This is a genomic window from Pedobacter sandarakinus, from assembly GCF_026240095.1.
In the GTDB taxonomy this organism is placed as follows: Bacteria; Bacteroidota; Bacteroidia; order Sphingobacteriales; family Sphingobacteriaceae; genus Pedobacter; species Pedobacter sandarakinus.
Window position 1 is genome coordinate 183,650 of sequence record NZ_JAPIVG010000003.1, and the last position, 16,691, is coordinate 200,340.

Below are 16,691 nucleotides of genomic sequence, written 5' to 3' on the forward strand. Positions count from 1 at the left end.
CAAGCCCTGCTTTTCTTATTATTTTTATTTACTGATGGGGTTATTTTCGCCTATAGCAGAACATCCATTTAGTTATTCATCATTTTAATAAAAGCACCCAACTTAGCTTTCATACCTCTTCTATCTACAATAAAATCCAAAAATCCATGTTCTAAAACAAACTCTGAAGTTTGAAATCCTTTTGGTAGATCTTTTTTAATGGTTTCTTTGATAACTCTTGGTCCGGCGAAACCGATAAGTGCACCTGGTTCTGCAATATTGATATCGCCAAGCATGGCATAAGATGCTGTTACACCGCCGGTTGTTGGGTCGGTGAGTAAAGATATGTAAGGTATTTTTGCTTGACTGAGAAGTGCTAGCTTCGCAGATGTTTTCGCCATTTGCATTAACGAAAATGCTGCTTCCATCATTCTTGCGCCACCCGATTTAGAGATCATTAAAAAGGGAATTTTGTGTTTGATGCTATAATCAATAGACCGGGCAATTTTCTCGCCAACAACAGATCCCATAGATCCGCCAATGAAAGCAAAATCCATACAGGCGATAACTAAATTTTGGCCTTCTATTTTACCAACTCCAGCCCTGATCGCATCTTTTAAGCCGGTTTTAGCCTGGCTCTCCAGAATTCTTTCGGTATAAGGTTTATTATCGTTAAAGTTAAGTGGATCGCCAGAAGTTAGGTTGGCAAAAAGTTCTTCATATTCGTTGTCATCAAACAATACCTCAAAATATTCTTTTGATCCAACCCTGAGGTGGTAGCTGCAATAGTGGCAAACGTATTTATTTTCTTGCAGCTCTGCCTGATGTAATGGTTTTTTACAGTTCGGACACTTATTCCACACGCCATCTGGTGCCTCTTTCTTCTCTTCTGTTGTGGTGATGATACCTTTATTTTCTCTTTTAAACCAAGCCATATAATTTTTTAAAGAATTGGATTGCAAAGAAACGAAAAATATAATTAAGATAAAGAATTCCCGTTATGCAAATTCCAATAAAGATAGTTGTAAACGATGTGACTACGGATAAGGCCATCGCTACTTGCTAAACCGATTTTCATAGCATTTAAAGTACTTTAGATAAATTGCAGGTAAATCTCTTTAGCCTTAGCATATAAGTATTTTTTGAAGATATGTTTGTAGGTGTGTTATTTCTACACTAAGGATAATGTGTTTTTAACACTAAATAGGCCTTATTTGATTGTTAAGCAAATAATTCTGTTTGGATAAAAGCTTGAAATGTTATTTTTTTTTATAACTTCGGACTTAATAAAATTAACAAGAAATGAGTTTAAAAGGCTACAAAGGCGTAATTTACGGAGATGCCGTTCAAGAATTGTTTGAGCAGGCTAAAAAACATCAGTTTGCTTTACCAGCAGTAAATGTAACGGGTACAAATACCGTTAATGCGGTATTGGAAACTGCAAAGGCAGTAAATTCGCCTGTTATGATTCAATTATCTAATGGTGGAGCGCAGTTCTATGCTGGCAAATCGTTAGATAATGAAAAATTGCAAGCATGTATATTAGGTGCAGTATCGGCAGCTAAGCATGTACATTTATTGGCAGAGCATTACGGTGTTGCTGTGGTTCTACATACAGACCATGCCGCAAAAAAATTATTGCCTTGGATTGATGGCCTTTTAGACCATGGAGAAAAGTTTTTTGCTGAAACTGGAAAACCTTTATTCTCTTCGCATATGCTAGATTTATCTGAAGAATCTATCGAAGAAAATATGGAAATTTCTGCAAAGTATTTAGCCCGCATGGCAAAAATGAATATGACCATTGAGATTGAGCTTGGCGTTACAGGTGGTGAGGAAGATGGTGTAGATAATAGCGATGTAGATAGTTCTAAATTATACACTCAGCCAAGTGAAGTTGCTTATGCTTACGAAGAACTTAGCAAAGTTTCGCCTCGTTTTACCGTTGCTGCTGCTTTTGGTAATGTACATGGCGTTTACAAGCCAGGAAATGTTAAGTTACAGCCTGTGATTTTAAAAAACTCTCAAGATTTTGTAAAAGAGAAATTTAGTTTAACCGCGGAAAAGCCGATCAATTTTGTTTTTCATGGTGGTTCTGGGTCCTCTCAGGAAGAAATTAGAGAAGCGATCTCTTATGGTGCAATCAAAATGAATATTGATACTGATATGCAATGGGCATTTTGGGAAGGTATTTTAGAATACTATAAAAAGAACGAAGCCTATCTTCAAGGCCAAATTGGTAATCCTGATGGAGATGATAAGCCTAACAAAAAATATTACGACCCTCGCGTTTGGTTACGCAAAGCAGAAGAAACTTTTGTTAAACGTTTAACATTAGCTTTTGAGGATTTAAACTGTATCAACGCCAACGATAAGTTGTAAGTAAATTGGTTTTCATAGCCTGAAACATTCTTTCTGGGTATGATAAACGCTAAAATTAGTGAATAATTAAGCGCCACCAGGTTGAAAACTTGTGGCGCTTTTGTTTGTTTTATGATTATATTTAACCAAACATATAGGTGATGAAAAAATCTAAAAACGAGCCAAAAAAGAATAACTTTTTCGAAAAGTTTGCTAACGCAGCGACTAAGTTTACCGGAAGTTCCTTGGCTTTTATTATTGCTGCCGGCATCGTTTTGGTATGGGGAATTACAGGTCCTTTGTTTCATTATTCTGAAACCTGGCAACTTGTAATTAACACAGGTACCACAATTATCACTTTCTTAATGGTGTTCTTAATTCAAAAGGCACAAAATAAAGATGGCAAGGCAATACAGCTCAAACTTAATGAGCTCATAGCTGCACAACAGGGGGCGAGCAATAGAATGGTAGACATCGAAGACCTAAGCGAGCAGGAATTAGATCAGTTACATAAATTTTATGTTACGATTGCCGCTCTTGCGAAAAAAGAGGCCGATATTCACTGCTCACATTCTATTGATGTTGCGAAAGAATTAAATGAATCGAAATTAACCACTAACAAACATTTTAAAAAAAAATAATATGAGTCTACTGGTTCAAAAAGTCATCCATCCTGAAGATTTAGACAAGGTATTTGCTATCCGTAAAATTGTATTCGTAGACGAACAAAATTGTCCGCCAGAGCTAGAATGGGAACATGAAGATGAATCCATACATTTTTTAGCCAGTCATAATGGGCAACCTTGTGGTGCTTGCAGGTGGCGCAAAACAGATCTAGGCTACAAATTAGAGCGGTTTGCCGTATTAAAAGACTTTCGTGGAATGGGTGTTGGTCGTGCTTTAATAGCTGAAACGCTTTCTGATTTGCCCGAAGATGCACATTATATTTACCTTAATTCTCAATTAAATGCTATGAGTTTATATGCTAAATTTGGTTTCGTTGCACAAGGAGAGCAGTTTGAAGAAGCCGGCATACAGCATTTTAAAATGGTTAAGAAGGTTTAATTGGCTAAATGCTGACTTTGACTTGGTTTACTGCGTCCAAAAATTTATGGAGCGGGTGATTGAATTAAATCCCAAAGATTGCCATATAAATCTGCAAAGACAGCCACCTTGCCATAGTTTTCTAGAGCAGGTGGCCTAACTACTTTTATGTTATTTCGAATTAGGTTTTCGTAATCCCGATCGAAATCATTAGTCCTTAAAAATAAGAAGACACGGCCGCCAGATTGATTGCCTATTGAACTTATTTGCTTATCGTTTGTTGCTTTTGCTAGTAGCAGCGCACATTCTGTTGCTCCCTTTGGTCTAACTAAAACCCAACGTTTCGAATGACTTACCATGGTATCTTCAATTAGATCGAAGTGTAGCTTTTTTGTGTAAAACGCTATTGCTTCATCATAATCGTTCACCAATATTGCAATATGCATTATATTTTGTGTCATTTGTAACGACATTATGTTTCAATAACTACCAGTGAAATTATCTGAAAATTTTTTCTGAAAGTATTATGGCTTCTTCCCATTTATCCATATCTAAATCTAAAACCTCGCCTTTGTTGCTCAAATAAGCAATTACGTCTTCTGTAGCAATATTCCCTGTTAGATCGTCTGCTGCCATTGGACACCCACCAAAGCCTTTTAATGCACTATCTATTCGCTTAGCGCCTGCATCGTAAGCGGCTGCTATCTTTTCTTGTCTATCTGCAGGTGTGGCATGCAGGTGTATGCCAATTTCTGTTTGGGGATACTTGGCAATAAGTCTAGGTAAAATGGTTTTGATCTTTTCGGGGGTGGAAATTCCTACTGTATCGGCAAGTGAAATAATTTCTGCACCCATTTCCGTGAGCTTGTCACTCCACGCCTCAACAATGTCATAGTTCCACTCGTCGCCATAGGGGTTTCCAAAGCCCATAGAGAGGTATACCACTGCTTTTTTGTGATGCTGTACGCACATATTTAGCATTTTATCTACCGTTACCAGGGATTGTGAAATGCTAGCATTGGTATTCCGCTGTTGAAAAGTTTCTGAAATGGAGAATGGAAAGCCGAGGTAATGGATCGGTGTTTCGAGTACGGCTTGCTCTACACCCCTTAAATTAGCAACAATAGCCAGTAGTTTTGTGCTGGATTTACCAAGGTCTAGGTTAGCAAGTACTTCTTTGGTATCTGCCATTTGGGGTATGGCTTTGGGTGATACAAAGCTGCCAAAATCTAGGGTTTCGAAACCAACCTGCAGCAATAGGTTTAGGTAGGTTGCCTTTAAATCTGTTGGGATAAATTCATGTAGTCCTTGCATGGCATCTCGCGGGCACTCTACCAATTTCATTTTGCTTTTATTCATAAGAAGTAGTTAGTAGATGCAAATTGCGCAAAGTTTTCGGCAAAGGGAAGCATGAGGAAGTTTTTATATAAGCTTGATTTTTTTTGACCATTAAATCTGCAGGTGCTTGTTGATTTAAATGCAAATTGTTTAGAGTTACTAGAGTGAATAGAATAGGAAGGTTTTGCGTGGTTTTTTGAACCATATAAGTCATATAAGAACATGTAAGCTGCGGATGCTAAAAGTTTCTAAACTCAAGTTGTTCTAGGTTGTTACAGGGAAAGCAACCGGGGTTTTTATATATTTTGAACCATATAAGTCATATAAGAACATATAAGCTGCGGATGCTAATAGTTTCTAAACGAAAGTTATTCTAGGTTGTTACAGGGAAAGCAATTGGGGTTTTTATATATTTTTGAACCATATAAGTCATATAAGAACATGTAAGCTGCGGATGCTAAAAGTTTCTAAACTCAAGTTGTTCTAGGTTGTTACAGGGAAAGCAATCGGGGTTTTTATATATTTTTGACCCACATAAGTCATATAAGAACATATAAGCTGCGGATGCTAAAAGTTTCTAAACGCAAGTTGTTCTAGGTTGTTACAGGGAAAGCAATCGGGGTTTTTATATATTTTGAACCATATAAGTCATATAAGAACATATAAGTTGCGGATGCTACTAGTTCTAAACGCAAGTTGTTCTAGGTTGTTACAGGGAAAGCAATCGGGGTTTTTATATATTTTGAACCATATAAGTCATATAAGAACATATAAGCTGCGGATGCTACTAGTTCTAAACGCAAGTTGTTCTAGGTTGTTACAGGGAAAGTGTTAGGGGTTTTTATATATTTTTGAACCATATAAGTCATATAAGAACATATAAGATGCAACTGCTCAAATAATTATTTGCAATCATTTAGAAGCTAGAAGGTTAGTGCAATGATAAATTTTCTTATTCGCAAATATTCAAAGAGGATTAAACGTAAACAAAGTTTCAACTATGTTCAGCGGAGATAACTAGACCGTTTTAATTTCCTCGTTAACTACAGGTGTTTCTTTTCGATAATCAATACTTCTATCTTTGGCGAAGGTTCTTATAATTAACCTGGTTCCTCTATCATAGCTGAAGTAACTCCATACCCAGTTTACAAATACAATAATTTTATTTCTAAAACCCACCAAAGTCATCAGGTGTACAAACATCCAGGTGAACCAGGCAAAGACACCCTGGAAACGAATTTTCCCAATATCCACAACGGCCTTATTTCTGCCGACTGTAGCCATAGAACCTTTATCGAAATATTTAAACTTCTCAAGTGGTTTGTTCTCGCTGATATTAATAAAATTTTTGGCCAAATGGTGACCCTGTTGTATGGCTGCCGGAGCAACACCAGGATGGCCGTTCGGTGTTTCCTCATCAATTATCGCCGCAACATCTCCAATTGCGTAGATGTTTTGATAGCCAACAATCAGGTTCTGTGTGTCTGTTTTAAGGCGGCCACCCCGAACCACTTCGGCCCGATCTAGCCCTGGCAACACTACGCCTTTTACACCTGCACTCCAGATTACGGTTGAACTTAAAATCGGCGCCTTATCTTGAAGCGTAAGTGTTTGTCCGTCGTAGCCCAATACCCTGGTCTCATTCATTACCTGTACACCCATTTCCAATAAAAATTCTTTGGATTTTTGCTGCGCTTGGGGAGACATTGGTCCTAAGAGCTCGGTCGAATTTTCAATAAGGTAAATGTTAACATTTTGAAGATCCATTTCTGGATAATCGTTGGGGATAACGTGCTTTTTAAGCTCGGCAATGGCGCCAGCGGTTTCTACACCAGTTGGCCCACCACCAACAACAACAAAATTTAATAGTGCTCGTTTCTGATTGATCTCTTTCTCAATAAGCGATTTCTCAAAGTTTTGAAGAATTAAACTCCTTAAATCTAGTGCTTCTGGAATAGATTTCATCGGCATGGAATTCGCCTCTATTTCCTTGTTTCCAAAGAAATTACTTGTAGAACCAGTTGCCAATACCAGATAATCGTAACTAACTTTTCCAATATCTGTAACCAAACAGTTTTCTGCGGCATTTACCTCAGTAACTTTGGTTACCCTAAACGTAAGATTCTTTTGACCCTTGAAGATTTTTCTCAACGGAAATGCAATGGAATCTGCTTCTAAGCCTCCCGTGGCCACTTGGTAAAGCAATGGTTGAAAAGTATGATAGTTATGTTTATCGAGCATAACTACTTGGAAGGGTTTCTTATCTAATCGTTTAGCTAATTCGATGCCACCAAATCCGCCGCCAACTATTACTACTCTTGGGTGATTACTTTTGGGTAATTGTAAATCCATACGATGTGTATTATCTTAAACTAAACTAACAAAAATATAGCCAAATGGTTTAAAAGCTAAGTGAATGCAGCGTCATATTCCATGGTTTAAAAATCAGATTGATTTTATGATATGCATAATGAGGGAAAGTTTCTTGCAATAGCCGCTGTGCTTAAACCCGATGGCAACGAACACGAAGTGCAACGAAGTAAAGTGTACAGCGGGCCTACATTTTCCTCATGGCTACAGGTTTTGCTTTCCAGAAAAATAGAGTTTCAGCGCTAGCCCATTTAAATGTAAAGCCGATGCTGTTTTTCTGCCAACAACAAAAAAAAACGCCCCGATACTATCGAGGCGTTTAAATATGGTTAAAGGTGCTTAAGCCTTACTTTTTCTTTTCTGCTGAACTACCCAAATCGATTACAATAGGAGTAGAGATGCACAATGATGAATAGGTACCAATAATACGACCAATTAACAACGCGAAGATAAATCCGCGGATGCTATCGCCACCGAAGATGAAGATAACCAATAACACGAAAAATACGGTTAACGATGTTAAAATTGTACGACTCAAGGTACTGTTTAATGCGAAATTAATTAATTGATTACGTTCTTCACCATGTAAATCTTCTTTTCCTGCTTCTTTTAAGCGCTCACGAATACGGTCGAACACAACTACGGTTTCTGTCATGGTGTAACCCATTACTGTTAAAATTGCCGCGATAAAATCTTGACCAATTTCTAAAGAGAAAGGTAAAACGCCATCTAAAATGGTGTAGAAAGAAAGTACCATCAATACATCGTGGAACAAGGCTAAAACGGCTCCTAAGCCATACTGCCATTTTTTGAAACGTACTACGATATAGATGAACATAAAGATACACGAGATTAATACCGCGTAGAAAGCACCATTTACAATATCGCTAGCGATGATTGGGGTTACCTTCTGCGAGCTCTCGATTTTGTAAGTATCGCCAGTTAAACCTTTTTTCAAGGCATCTTCTACTACCTTATCGGTTTTAATATCTTGATCTTCGATATGGAAAGTAGTCGTAATTTTAACATTACTATCTTCGCCAGCTGTTTTAACCTCAGGTGTTTCGTTGCCAAAAACCGGTGTTAATTTCGCTTTGATGTCTTCGGTGTTTACCGCTTTATCGAAGTGTACTAAATATGTTCTACCACCCTTAAAATCTACACCTAAGTTTAAGCCGCCATTTTTGAAATACATACCAATACCTGCAAGAATAATTACAGTTGAGATAATGTAGTAGATTTTACGACGACCTACGAAGTTAAAGGCAAGGTTTTTAAAGGCATTACGTGTAAAGTTGTTATCGAAACTGATTTCCATTTTACGATCTAACATACCCTCGAACACTACTCTTGAGATTGCAACAGCCGCAAATAGTGATGAAAGGATACCTATACATAACGTTGTAGCGAAACCTTGTACCGGGCCGCTACCAAACGCATAAAGGATAGCACCTAAAATAAATACGGTAATGTTGGCATCTAAAATAGATGGCATAGCATGTTTAAATCCTTCTTTAATAGCTGTTGGCGTGTTTTTCCCCAGTGCCAGCTCCTCACGCACACGCTCGAAGATTAGGATATTAGCATCTACCGATAAACCAATGGTTAAAACGATACCCGCAATACCTGGTAATGTTAATACTGCACCAAGCGATACCAAGATGCCAATGATGAAGAATAAGTTAACCAACAAAGCAAAGTTTGCAACCCAACCTGCACGGTGATAATACAACGCCATGAAGATTAAGATCACGATAAAAGCAATTACAAATGAGATTAAACCATCGTGAATGGCTTGTGCGCCCAACGTAGGACCAACAACGTAGCTACCTGCAATACGAGCAGGAGCAGGTAATTTACCAGCTTTTAAAATGTTTGATAAATCTTTGGTATCTGCTTGGGTAAAGTTACCTGTGATGGATGATACACCGCCAGCAATTTCATTTTGAACGGTAGGTGCAGAGTACACCATGTTATCTAGCACAATGGCAATAGATTTTTTATTGTTTGCATCGGCTGCAGCTTCTGCAGTTATCTTTTTCCATTTTGCAGCGCCTTCACTCGTCATGTACATGGTTACCTCAGGCTTACCTTTCTGGTCAAAATCTGCACGGGAATCGCTTATTGCTTCGCCACCTAAATCTGGTTTACCATCAGCGCTAACAACTTTAATGGCATATAATTCGAAAATTTTAGAACCTTCTCTCGGTTTAACGCTCCACATAAATTTCATCGTAGATGGAATTGCTGCGGCTACCTCGGGCATTCTAAAGTAATCGTTAACTTTCGCAGTATCTTTTTGCAACGACATACCCACAACGGCACCTGGAATAAGTTGCTGCTGGCCATTTTCGCCCTGGTAAATAGGTAAGTTTAATACTGCGTATAATGGGTTAGATTTTGCTAATTCGGCTCTTACAGCTGTAGAATCCTTCTTTCCCAAACCTGCAAGTTTACCACCTTTTGCAGCACTATCTGTCGCGTTTGCTTTTTCTAAACCCGCTAGCTTTCCGCCAGTAGCAGGTGCAGCAGTAGTATCTTTAGCAGGTTCATTAGATTTTAAAGTGGCTGCTAAGGTTTTATTAATGTTTTCTAATAAAGGCACAACCTCATTTACCTGGTACACTTGCCAAAATTGTAATTCGGCAGAACCCTGAAGCAATTTAGCAATACGCTCTTTATCTTGTACGCCTGGCATTTCGATTAAGATACGGTTGCTACCTTCCTGTTTTTGCATGTTCGGACTCACAACTCCGAAACCATCAATACGAGAACGTAGAACAGTAAAAGAACGATCGATTGCACTTGTAGCTTCTTTTTCTAAATAAGATTCTACCTGGCTATTGGTTGCGCTTGGTTTTAATTGCGATGCATTGTCTTGGTTTGAAAAGTAATCTGCCAATTTTACGTTCGGACTTATCTTCTCAAATTCATCAACAAAAATTTTGATGTAATCTTTACCACCAGCATTCAGTTGGATTTGTGCATTTTGAACAGCTTTGTTAAAGTTTGCATCTGTAGGGTTTCCCGCTAAAGATTTAACCAATTCTGCTAACGATATCTCCATCGTTACGTTCATACCGCCCTTTAAGTCTAAACCTAAATTAATCTCTTTAGATTTAACCTCGCCGTAAGTAAATCCAACAACCGGATATACTTTCTCGGTGCTCATCGAATCTAAATAAGCCTTCTCTTTGGCTACATCACCTTTCGCATAGTTTTTTGCGTCTTTTTCTACTTTGTTTGCTACCAAAGTAAAAGAAAGTGCATACGCACAAACGATAGCCAATACTATCGCTATAAACTTAATAAAACCTTTTCCTTGCATTGTTTGTTTAAAATAATTTGTCTTTCGCTGTTTTTTAACAAGTCGGCAAATCTAATTAAATTTTTAAATTATAGAACCCCTTAATTGATAATTTATTAACATTAATTTTTAAGGTAGAATAATCCCGTTAGAATAGTGGGGTGTAAAAATCAACAAGCCCTTCCATTCTATTTTTTTTGGAAAGCACTGTCAGCAATAAATATTATAGGTTCGGTCCCGCTAATGCTGCTGCCGGAAATCCCGAATTTACCGAACCCGGCATTCGCGAATATCGGGTTTAGGTGGCACGGTAACAACTACCAGGATTGATTGGGTGGCCAAGCTGGAAGCAAAGCGTTAAGAATTATGGTAATCTTACCTTATATTCGTTCTAATAGCTCGAAGGTGTAGTCGTATATGTTTTTCTCATCTGCCTTGTGGTGCTCAACACTCATCACTTGCCACTCAGTTCTGTCTATTTCGGGGAAAAATGTGTCGGCATCAAAAGTATGATGGATCGTTGTTAAATATAAAGTATTGACTAAAGGCAATGCTTGGCGGTAAATTTCTGCTCCACCCACTATAAAGACTGGTTTTTCTTCGTTTTTGGTAATTTCCAGGGCTTCATCTAAACTATTAACTACTTCGGCGCCTTCTATTTTTAACGAAGCCGCTCTCGTAATCACGATATTTCTACGGTTTGGTAAAGGCCGGCCAACAGAATCAAATGTTTTTCTCCCCATTACAACAGTATGGCCAGTAGTTGTTTTTTTAAAGAATTTTAAATCGGCTGGCATGTGCCACAACAATTGATTGTTTTTACCTATTGCAAAATTTTCGCCTACGGCAACCGCTATGGAAAGGGAAGGGGTAGTTATAGTTTTAGTCATTAGAGATTCGCTTATTCGTGTACTGTTCATGGCTCACTGGTTCATTTGTCGCATAATTCGCCTATTCATTCCCAATTATTGCTTGTATTAGGAGATGCTGGTGATTTACCAAACAGCTTCGCTATTATATTTCAAGCAGGTATATTTTTCTAATTTTCTTACTAAATAAGAAAATCAAACCAATGAACCAACCAACCTAAACCGCTACAATACCTTTAATATGCGGATGCGCTTCGTAATTTTCCAAAGCGAAATCCTCAAACTTGAAATCAAAGATGCTCTTAACGTCAGGATTAATCTTCATTATTGGCAGTGGTTTTGGATCTCTGCTGAGTTGCAAATGCGCCTGTTCGATATGGTTGTTGTACAGGTGTGCATCGCCAAGGGTATGAATGAAATCTCCGGCTTCTAAACCACAAACTTGTGCAACCATCATGGTAAGCAATGCGTAAGAGGCGATGTTAAAAGGCACGCCTAAGAATATATCGGCACTGCGTTGATACAGTTGGCAGCTCAGCTTTCCATCCGCTACATAAAACTGAAAGAAAGCATGACAAGGAGGTAAGGCCATATTTTCTATTTCTGCTACGTTCCACGCCGAAACGATAATTCTTCTAGAATCGGGATTGTTTTTAATGGTATTGATGATGTTGGTAATCTGGTCAATATGTTGGCCATCAGGAGTAGGCCAGCTTCTCCATTGCGAACCATAAACAGGTCCAAGGTTTCCATTTTCATCTGCCCATTCATCCCAGATTCTTACACCATTATCTTTAAGGTATTTAATATTGGTATCGCCGGTTAAAAACCAAATTAGTTCGTGAATAATAGATTTTAAGTGCAATTTTTTTGTGGTTACCATTGGGAAACCCTCTTGCAGGTTAAAACGCATTTGATAGCCAAAAACGCTTATGGTACCAGTTCCGGTACGGTCATGCTTTTGTGCGCCATTATCCAGCACGTGCTGCATTAAATCTAAATATTGTTTCATAAACCTAACCTCGGCAGAGGCCCTTAAATGTAAATAGTTAATCGTTTACAAATATGTAAAAAATCTCTGTTCCCAAATCTTTTAGTTTTCTACATTAACTCATTTTTAAACAAGGCTTACTTTTGTATGTTTGCATCACCATCAGTTTAACTGCTAGAAGAAATTACAAAGTATAAATTAAATAATCGGGTGTTTTTATGTTAGCTTTTCCAAACGCAAAAATAAATTTAGGTCTTAATATTACCGAGAAGCGCTTGGATGGCTACCACAATCTCGAGACCGTATTTTATCCAATAAAGATCAATGACGCGGTGGAGCTGAGCGATGCAAAAGAAACCTCCTGCAAAATACACGGCATTGATATCCCTGGCGATTCCAATGATAATCTCTGCTTAAAGGCCTACCATTTAATTCACGCCGATTATGATATTCCGCCACAACAAATTAGTTTGTTGAAAAACATTCCTGTTGGTGCAGGTTTAGGTGGCGGTTCGGCAGATTGCGCTTTTGTTATCAAACTGATTAACCAAAAGTTTAGTTTAGGTATGTCCATTAACCATATGGAAGACTACGCTCGAAAGCTAGGTGCAGATTGTGCTTTTTTTATACAGAATGAACCAGTTTATGCTTTTAATAAAGGAGATGAATTTGAGAAGTGTGCTGTAGATTTGTCGGCCTGGTTTAAAGTTTTGGTAAAACCACCCGTGCATGTAAGTACCGCAGACGCCTATGCGTTGGTAAAACCTCAAAGACCTTTGCAATCCTTAAAAGAAATCATACATTTGTCGCCAACAACATGGAAAAGTAAGGTAGTTAACGATTTCGAAACATCGGTATTCGCTAAGTATCCCCAAATTCATCAAATAAAAACCAGTTTATACGATGCAGGCGCTACATTCGCTTTAATGAGTGGTAGTGGCTCATCTGTTTTTGCAATGTTTAACCAACCCGTTAAACTCGCCGAACTGGAAAAAGACAATTTAGTTTATTACGATATTTAGGAGCGCTTGAAAGTTAAAGCGAAATATGAATGTTGAAGGTTTTTGCTGCCAGATTTCGACAAATTAATACTTGATACTAACAATATGAACATAAATCTGATCCGCAAAAGCGGAAAATTTAATTTTGAGGCCGAAAACGAAAGTGGTTTTAAGGTAGAGCTAGATGCGAAAGCTGCAATAGGTGGTGAAGGAAAAGGGTTTAGACCAATGGAAATGCTTCTAGTGGGTTTGGGTGGTTGCAGCGGAATAGATATGGTAAATGTTCTTACTAAACAAAAAGAGCCTCTTGAAGATATAAAGATATCTATTAATGCTACACGTAAAGATGAGGAGATGCCTCCAATTTTTGATGTGATTAATATTCATTTCGATTTATTTGGCGATTTAACCCCAACTAAAGTAGAACGTGCTTTAGGCATGACTTTCGATAAATACTGTTCGGTGTCGAACATTTTAGGTCGTTCTGCAACAATAAATTTTACTTACAAAATAAATTAGAGTCAATAGTATTTGGCTAGATGCCAATCTTGCCAAATATTTGATACTTGAATCCTGATACCATAACAAGATGAAATCTGAAAATTTTGAAACCCTCGCTATACGGACTCAAACAGAGCGAAGCGGGCATAAAGAACATTCTGCACCAATATACCTTACTTCCAGCTATAAATTCGATGATGCGGAAGAAATGCGGGCATTATTTGCCAATGAAAAAGAAGGCAATGTATACAGCAGGTATTCGAACCCAAATACTTCAGAGTTCATCGAAAAAATGTGCCTTTTAGAAGGTGCAGAAGATGGTTTCGCAACCGCAACTGGTATGGCTGCTATTTTTACAACCTTTGGCGCTTTCTTAAAGGCGGGCGATCACATTGTATCTAGTCGCTCTGTTTTTGGTTCTACGCACCAATTATTAACCAACGTTTTTTCTAAATGGGGCGTTACCTTTGATTATGCTGATTTAGATAAGCCTCAGGATTGGGAAGGACTTATTAAGCCCAATACTAAAATGATTTTTGTAGAGACGCCATCAAACCCGGGTATCGATATCATCGATTTGGAGTTTTTGGGCAATCTGGCAAAGAAACATAATCAGTTGCTTGTGGTAGATAATTGTTTTGCTACACCATACCTACAACAACCGATTAAATTGGGTGCACATATTTCCATCCATTCTGCCACGAAATACATAGATGGGCAGGGCAGGGTTTTGGGTGGTATTGTGCTTGGAAGCAAAGCTTTGATTGAAGAGGTTGTAGCTTTTGCCCGCCATAGTGGACCTGCATTATCACCTTTTAATGCCTGGGTGTTATCAAAGAGTTTAGAAACTCTAGCCATTAGGATGGATAGGCATTGCGAAAATGCATTGAGAGTTGCCGAATATTTGGAGAAACATCCAAAGGTTAAATTAGTAAAGTATCCTTTCTTGCCTTCGCATCCACAGTATAAGATTGCAAAAAAGCAGATGAAACAAGGTGGCGGAATTGTAACCATTGTGGTTGAAGGAGGAATAAATGGTGCCCGACAGTTTATGGACGGATTGAAAATGTTTTCAATTTCTGCCAACCTCGCCGATACTCGCTCTATTGCCACCCATCCGGCTACCAGTACACATAGCAAACTTACAGAAGAACAACGCAATGAGGTAGGAATTGAGCAAGGATCTATCAGGCTGTCTATCGGCTTAGAACACATTGATGATATTTTAGCGGATATTGAGCAAGCCTTATCCCTTTTATAATATGCTAAGGCTGTTACACCGTTATCAGAAAACGGATTAACTATGAAGCTTTTTTGAGATGCACCAGGATTTGGATACAGCAAGCGAAATGAAAGCAATTGTAGCACGTGGCGACCAAAATAACGCCAAGTTAACTTCAATGGATCTCGATGATGTTGATCAGCTTCTTTCGGAACTTAGAGCGCTCAGCGAACCGAATTACGTTAAAAAAATGGCCCATTTTGGCATCGATGTCTCCAGGGCATTCGGTATTCGGGTTCCTAAAATTAGAGCTTTGGCAAAAGTTGTTGGTAAAAACCAGTCACTTTCGCTGCGGTTGTGGGCAACTGGTTTTCACGAGGCAAGGCTACTGGCTAGTTTTATTGGCGACTACAAATTAGTTGATGAAGCACAAATAAGTGCCTGGACCAGAGATTTTAATTCTTGGGATATTTGCGATCAGGCTTGTGCCACGCTATTTGTTAAAACTCCATTTGTGAGCAAGAAAGTATTTGAATTTGCCAAAGATGATGGTGAATTCGTAAAGCGTGCTGGCTTCGTACTGATGGCTGCCTTAGCGGTACACCTTAAAAAAGCCCCTAATGAAACTTTCCTGGAATATTTTCCACTTATTGAAATGGCGGCAGCAGATCAGCGGAATTTTGTTAAGAAGGTTGTTAATTGGGCGTTGAGACAAATTGGGAAACGGAACGCTTTGTTGCATGCGGAGGCATTGCAGACTGCACAACGGATTTTAGCGCAGCAAAATAAAAATGCTAACTGGGTAGCTTTGGATGCTTTACGGGAGCTCAATAGCGATGCCGTGTTGCGAAGATTAAGGCTGAAGTAGAACTTCAATCTGTTCTTAACGTTTCTTACCCTACATCAATGCATAGGTTGGGCTGTTGCCGTAAATTTGTTTCATAAACAAGAAAGGAAATTTATGTCACAGTTTATTTTGCACAAATCGTACACCAGAGGCCATGCTAACCATGGCTGGTTAAATGCACACCATTCATTTAGTTTTGCCAACTATTATAATCCGAGTAGGATGCATTTTGGGGTTCTTCGTGTTTTGAATGACGATTTAATTGACGGTGGAATGGGCTTCGGTAGTCATCCGCATGATAATATGGAAATTATTACTATCCCACTAGCTGGTGCAATTGCCCACAAAGATAGTATGGGAAATTCGGCCGTAATTAAAACTGGCGAGATACAAGTGATGAGTGCTGGCACAGGCGTAAGCCATAGCGAATTTAATGCATTGGAAGACGAGAAATTAAGTTTGTTACAAATTTGGTTATTCCCTAACCAAAAGAACGTTACGCCAAGGTATGATCAAATGGCTTTAGATGTATCGGCTCGCCACAACAATTTCCAACAGATTTTGTCGCCAAACGCAGAAGATGATGGTGTTTGGATTTATCAGGATGCCTGGTTTTCGTTAGGTAAGTTTGATGCTGGTTTTGAGACTGAATACAAAATTAAAAAAGCAGGAAATGGTGTTTATGCTTTCGTGATTAGCGGAGAGGTAACTATCAATGGTCAGGAACTTAGTGAGAGGGATGGCCTAGGGGTTTGGGATACCGATAGTCTTACTTTTGTGGCAAACACTGCCAACGCAGAAGTGTTGTTAATGGATGTTCCGATGGAGCTGAATTAATATTTTAAGAAAGCATTGGTTGTT

General features: G+C 38.5%; 15 protein-coding genes. 8 read left to right on the forward strand and 7 right to left on the reverse strand.

Annotated features, from left to right (window positions below; all coding sequences use genetic code 11):
- Positions 1-68 precede the first annotated feature (68 nt).
- Positions 69-914, reverse strand: a complete 846-nt coding sequence (accD, locus tag OQ268_RS09385) for an acetyl-CoA carboxylase, carboxyltransferase subunit beta (RefSeq protein WP_265855860.1) — start codon at positions 912-914, stop codon at positions 69-71.
- Between the two features lie 367 nt (positions 915-1,281).
- Here accD and fbaA point away from each other — a divergent pair, with 367 nt between their 5' ends.
- The 3 genes from fbaA to OQ268_RS09400 all read left to right on the forward strand — a co-directional run bounded on the left by fbaA (position 1,282) and on the right by OQ268_RS09400 (position 3,405).
- The gene (gene fbaA, locus OQ268_RS09390) at positions 1,282-2,361 is read left to right on the forward strand and encodes a class II fructose-bisphosphate aldolase (protein ID WP_265855861.1); all 1,080 of its coding nucleotides are present in this window, start codon (positions 1,282-1,284) and stop codon (positions 2,359-2,361) included.
- 140 nt (positions 2,362-2,501) lie between these two features.
- Positions 2,502-2,981 carry a low affinity iron permease family protein gene (locus OQ268_RS09395; RefSeq protein ID WP_265855862.1) on the forward strand — a complete coding sequence of 160 codons (480 nt, stop codon included), beginning with the start codon at positions 2,502-2,504 and terminating at the stop codon, positions 2,979-2,981.
- Position 2,982: 1 nt separating this feature from the next.
- On the forward strand, positions 2,983-3,405 hold the full coding sequence (locus OQ268_RS09400) for a GNAT family N-acetyltransferase (protein WP_265855863.1): 423 nt from the start codon (positions 2,983-2,985) through the stop codon (positions 3,403-3,405).
- A gap of 44 nt (positions 3,406-3,449) precedes the next feature.
- Here the strand turns inward: OQ268_RS09400 and OQ268_RS09405 are convergent, their stop codons facing one another.
- The 6 genes from OQ268_RS09405 to OQ268_RS09430 form a co-directional block, all read right to left on the reverse strand.
- Entirely contained in the window at positions 3,450-3,845 is a 396-nt protein-coding gene (locus OQ268_RS09405; protein ID WP_265855864.1) for a VOC family protein, read from the reverse strand.
- A 37-nt stretch (positions 3,846-3,882) separates the two neighbouring features.
- Entirely contained in the window at positions 3,883-4,743 is an 861-nt protein-coding gene (locus OQ268_RS09410) for a hydroxymethylglutaryl-CoA lyase (protein WP_265855865.1), read from the reverse strand.
- Positions 4,744-5,739: 996 nt separating this feature from the next.
- Complete coding sequence (locus OQ268_RS09415; protein WP_265855866.1) at positions 5,740-7,074, reverse strand: NAD(P)/FAD-dependent oxidoreductase; 1,335 nt, start codon at positions 7,072-7,074, stop codon at positions 5,740-5,742.
- Between the two features lie 364 nt (positions 7,075-7,438).
- Entirely contained in the window at positions 7,439-10,420 is a 2,982-nt protein-coding gene (gene secDF / locus OQ268_RS09420) for a protein translocase subunit SecDF (RefSeq protein ID WP_265855867.1), read from the reverse strand.
- Between the two features lie 359 nt (positions 10,421-10,779).
- The gene (locus tag OQ268_RS09425) at positions 10,780-11,289 is read right to left on the reverse strand and encodes a dihydrofolate reductase (RefSeq protein WP_265855868.1); all 510 of its coding nucleotides are present in this window, start codon (positions 11,287-11,289) and stop codon (positions 10,780-10,782) included.
- A 196-nt stretch (positions 11,290-11,485) separates the two neighbouring features.
- Positions 11,486-12,280, reverse strand: a complete 795-nt coding sequence (locus OQ268_RS09430; protein WP_265855869.1) for a thymidylate synthase — start codon at positions 12,278-12,280, stop codon at positions 11,486-11,488.
- Positions 12,281-12,477: 197 nt separating this feature from the next.
- Here OQ268_RS09430 and ispE point away from each other — a divergent pair, with 197 nt between their 5' ends.
- The 5 genes from ispE to OQ268_RS09455 all read left to right on the forward strand — a co-directional run bounded on the left by ispE (position 12,478) and on the right by OQ268_RS09455 (position 16,667).
- Positions 12,478-13,281, forward strand: coding sequence for a 4-(cytidine 5'-diphospho)-2-C-methyl-D-erythritol kinase (ispE, locus tag OQ268_RS09435; RefSeq protein ID WP_265855870.1), 804 nt, complete (start codon positions 12,478-12,480; stop codon positions 13,279-13,281).
- A gap of 84 nt (positions 13,282-13,365) precedes the next feature.
- Positions 13,366-13,779: an OsmC family protein gene (locus OQ268_RS09440; RefSeq protein ID WP_265855871.1), complete on the forward strand. Its 414-nt coding sequence runs from the start codon at positions 13,366-13,368 to the stop codon at positions 13,777-13,779.
- Positions 13,780-13,849: 70 nt separating this feature from the next.
- Positions 13,850-15,022 (forward strand): O-succinylhomoserine sulfhydrylase, encoded by a 1,173-nt coding sequence (locus OQ268_RS09445; protein ID WP_265855872.1) that lies wholly within the window; start codon positions 13,850-13,852, stop codon positions 15,020-15,022.
- A gap of 88 nt (positions 15,023-15,110) precedes the next feature.
- On the forward strand, positions 15,111-15,851 hold the full coding sequence (locus OQ268_RS09450) for a DNA alkylation repair protein (RefSeq protein WP_265855873.1): 741 nt from the start codon (positions 15,111-15,113) through the stop codon (positions 15,849-15,851).
- A gap of 93 nt (positions 15,852-15,944) precedes the next feature.
- A complete protein-coding gene (locus OQ268_RS09455; RefSeq protein ID WP_265855874.1) occupies positions 15,945-16,667 on the forward strand; it encodes a pirin family protein in 723 nt (240 codons plus the stop codon).
- Positions 16,668-16,691 lie beyond the last annotated feature (24 nt).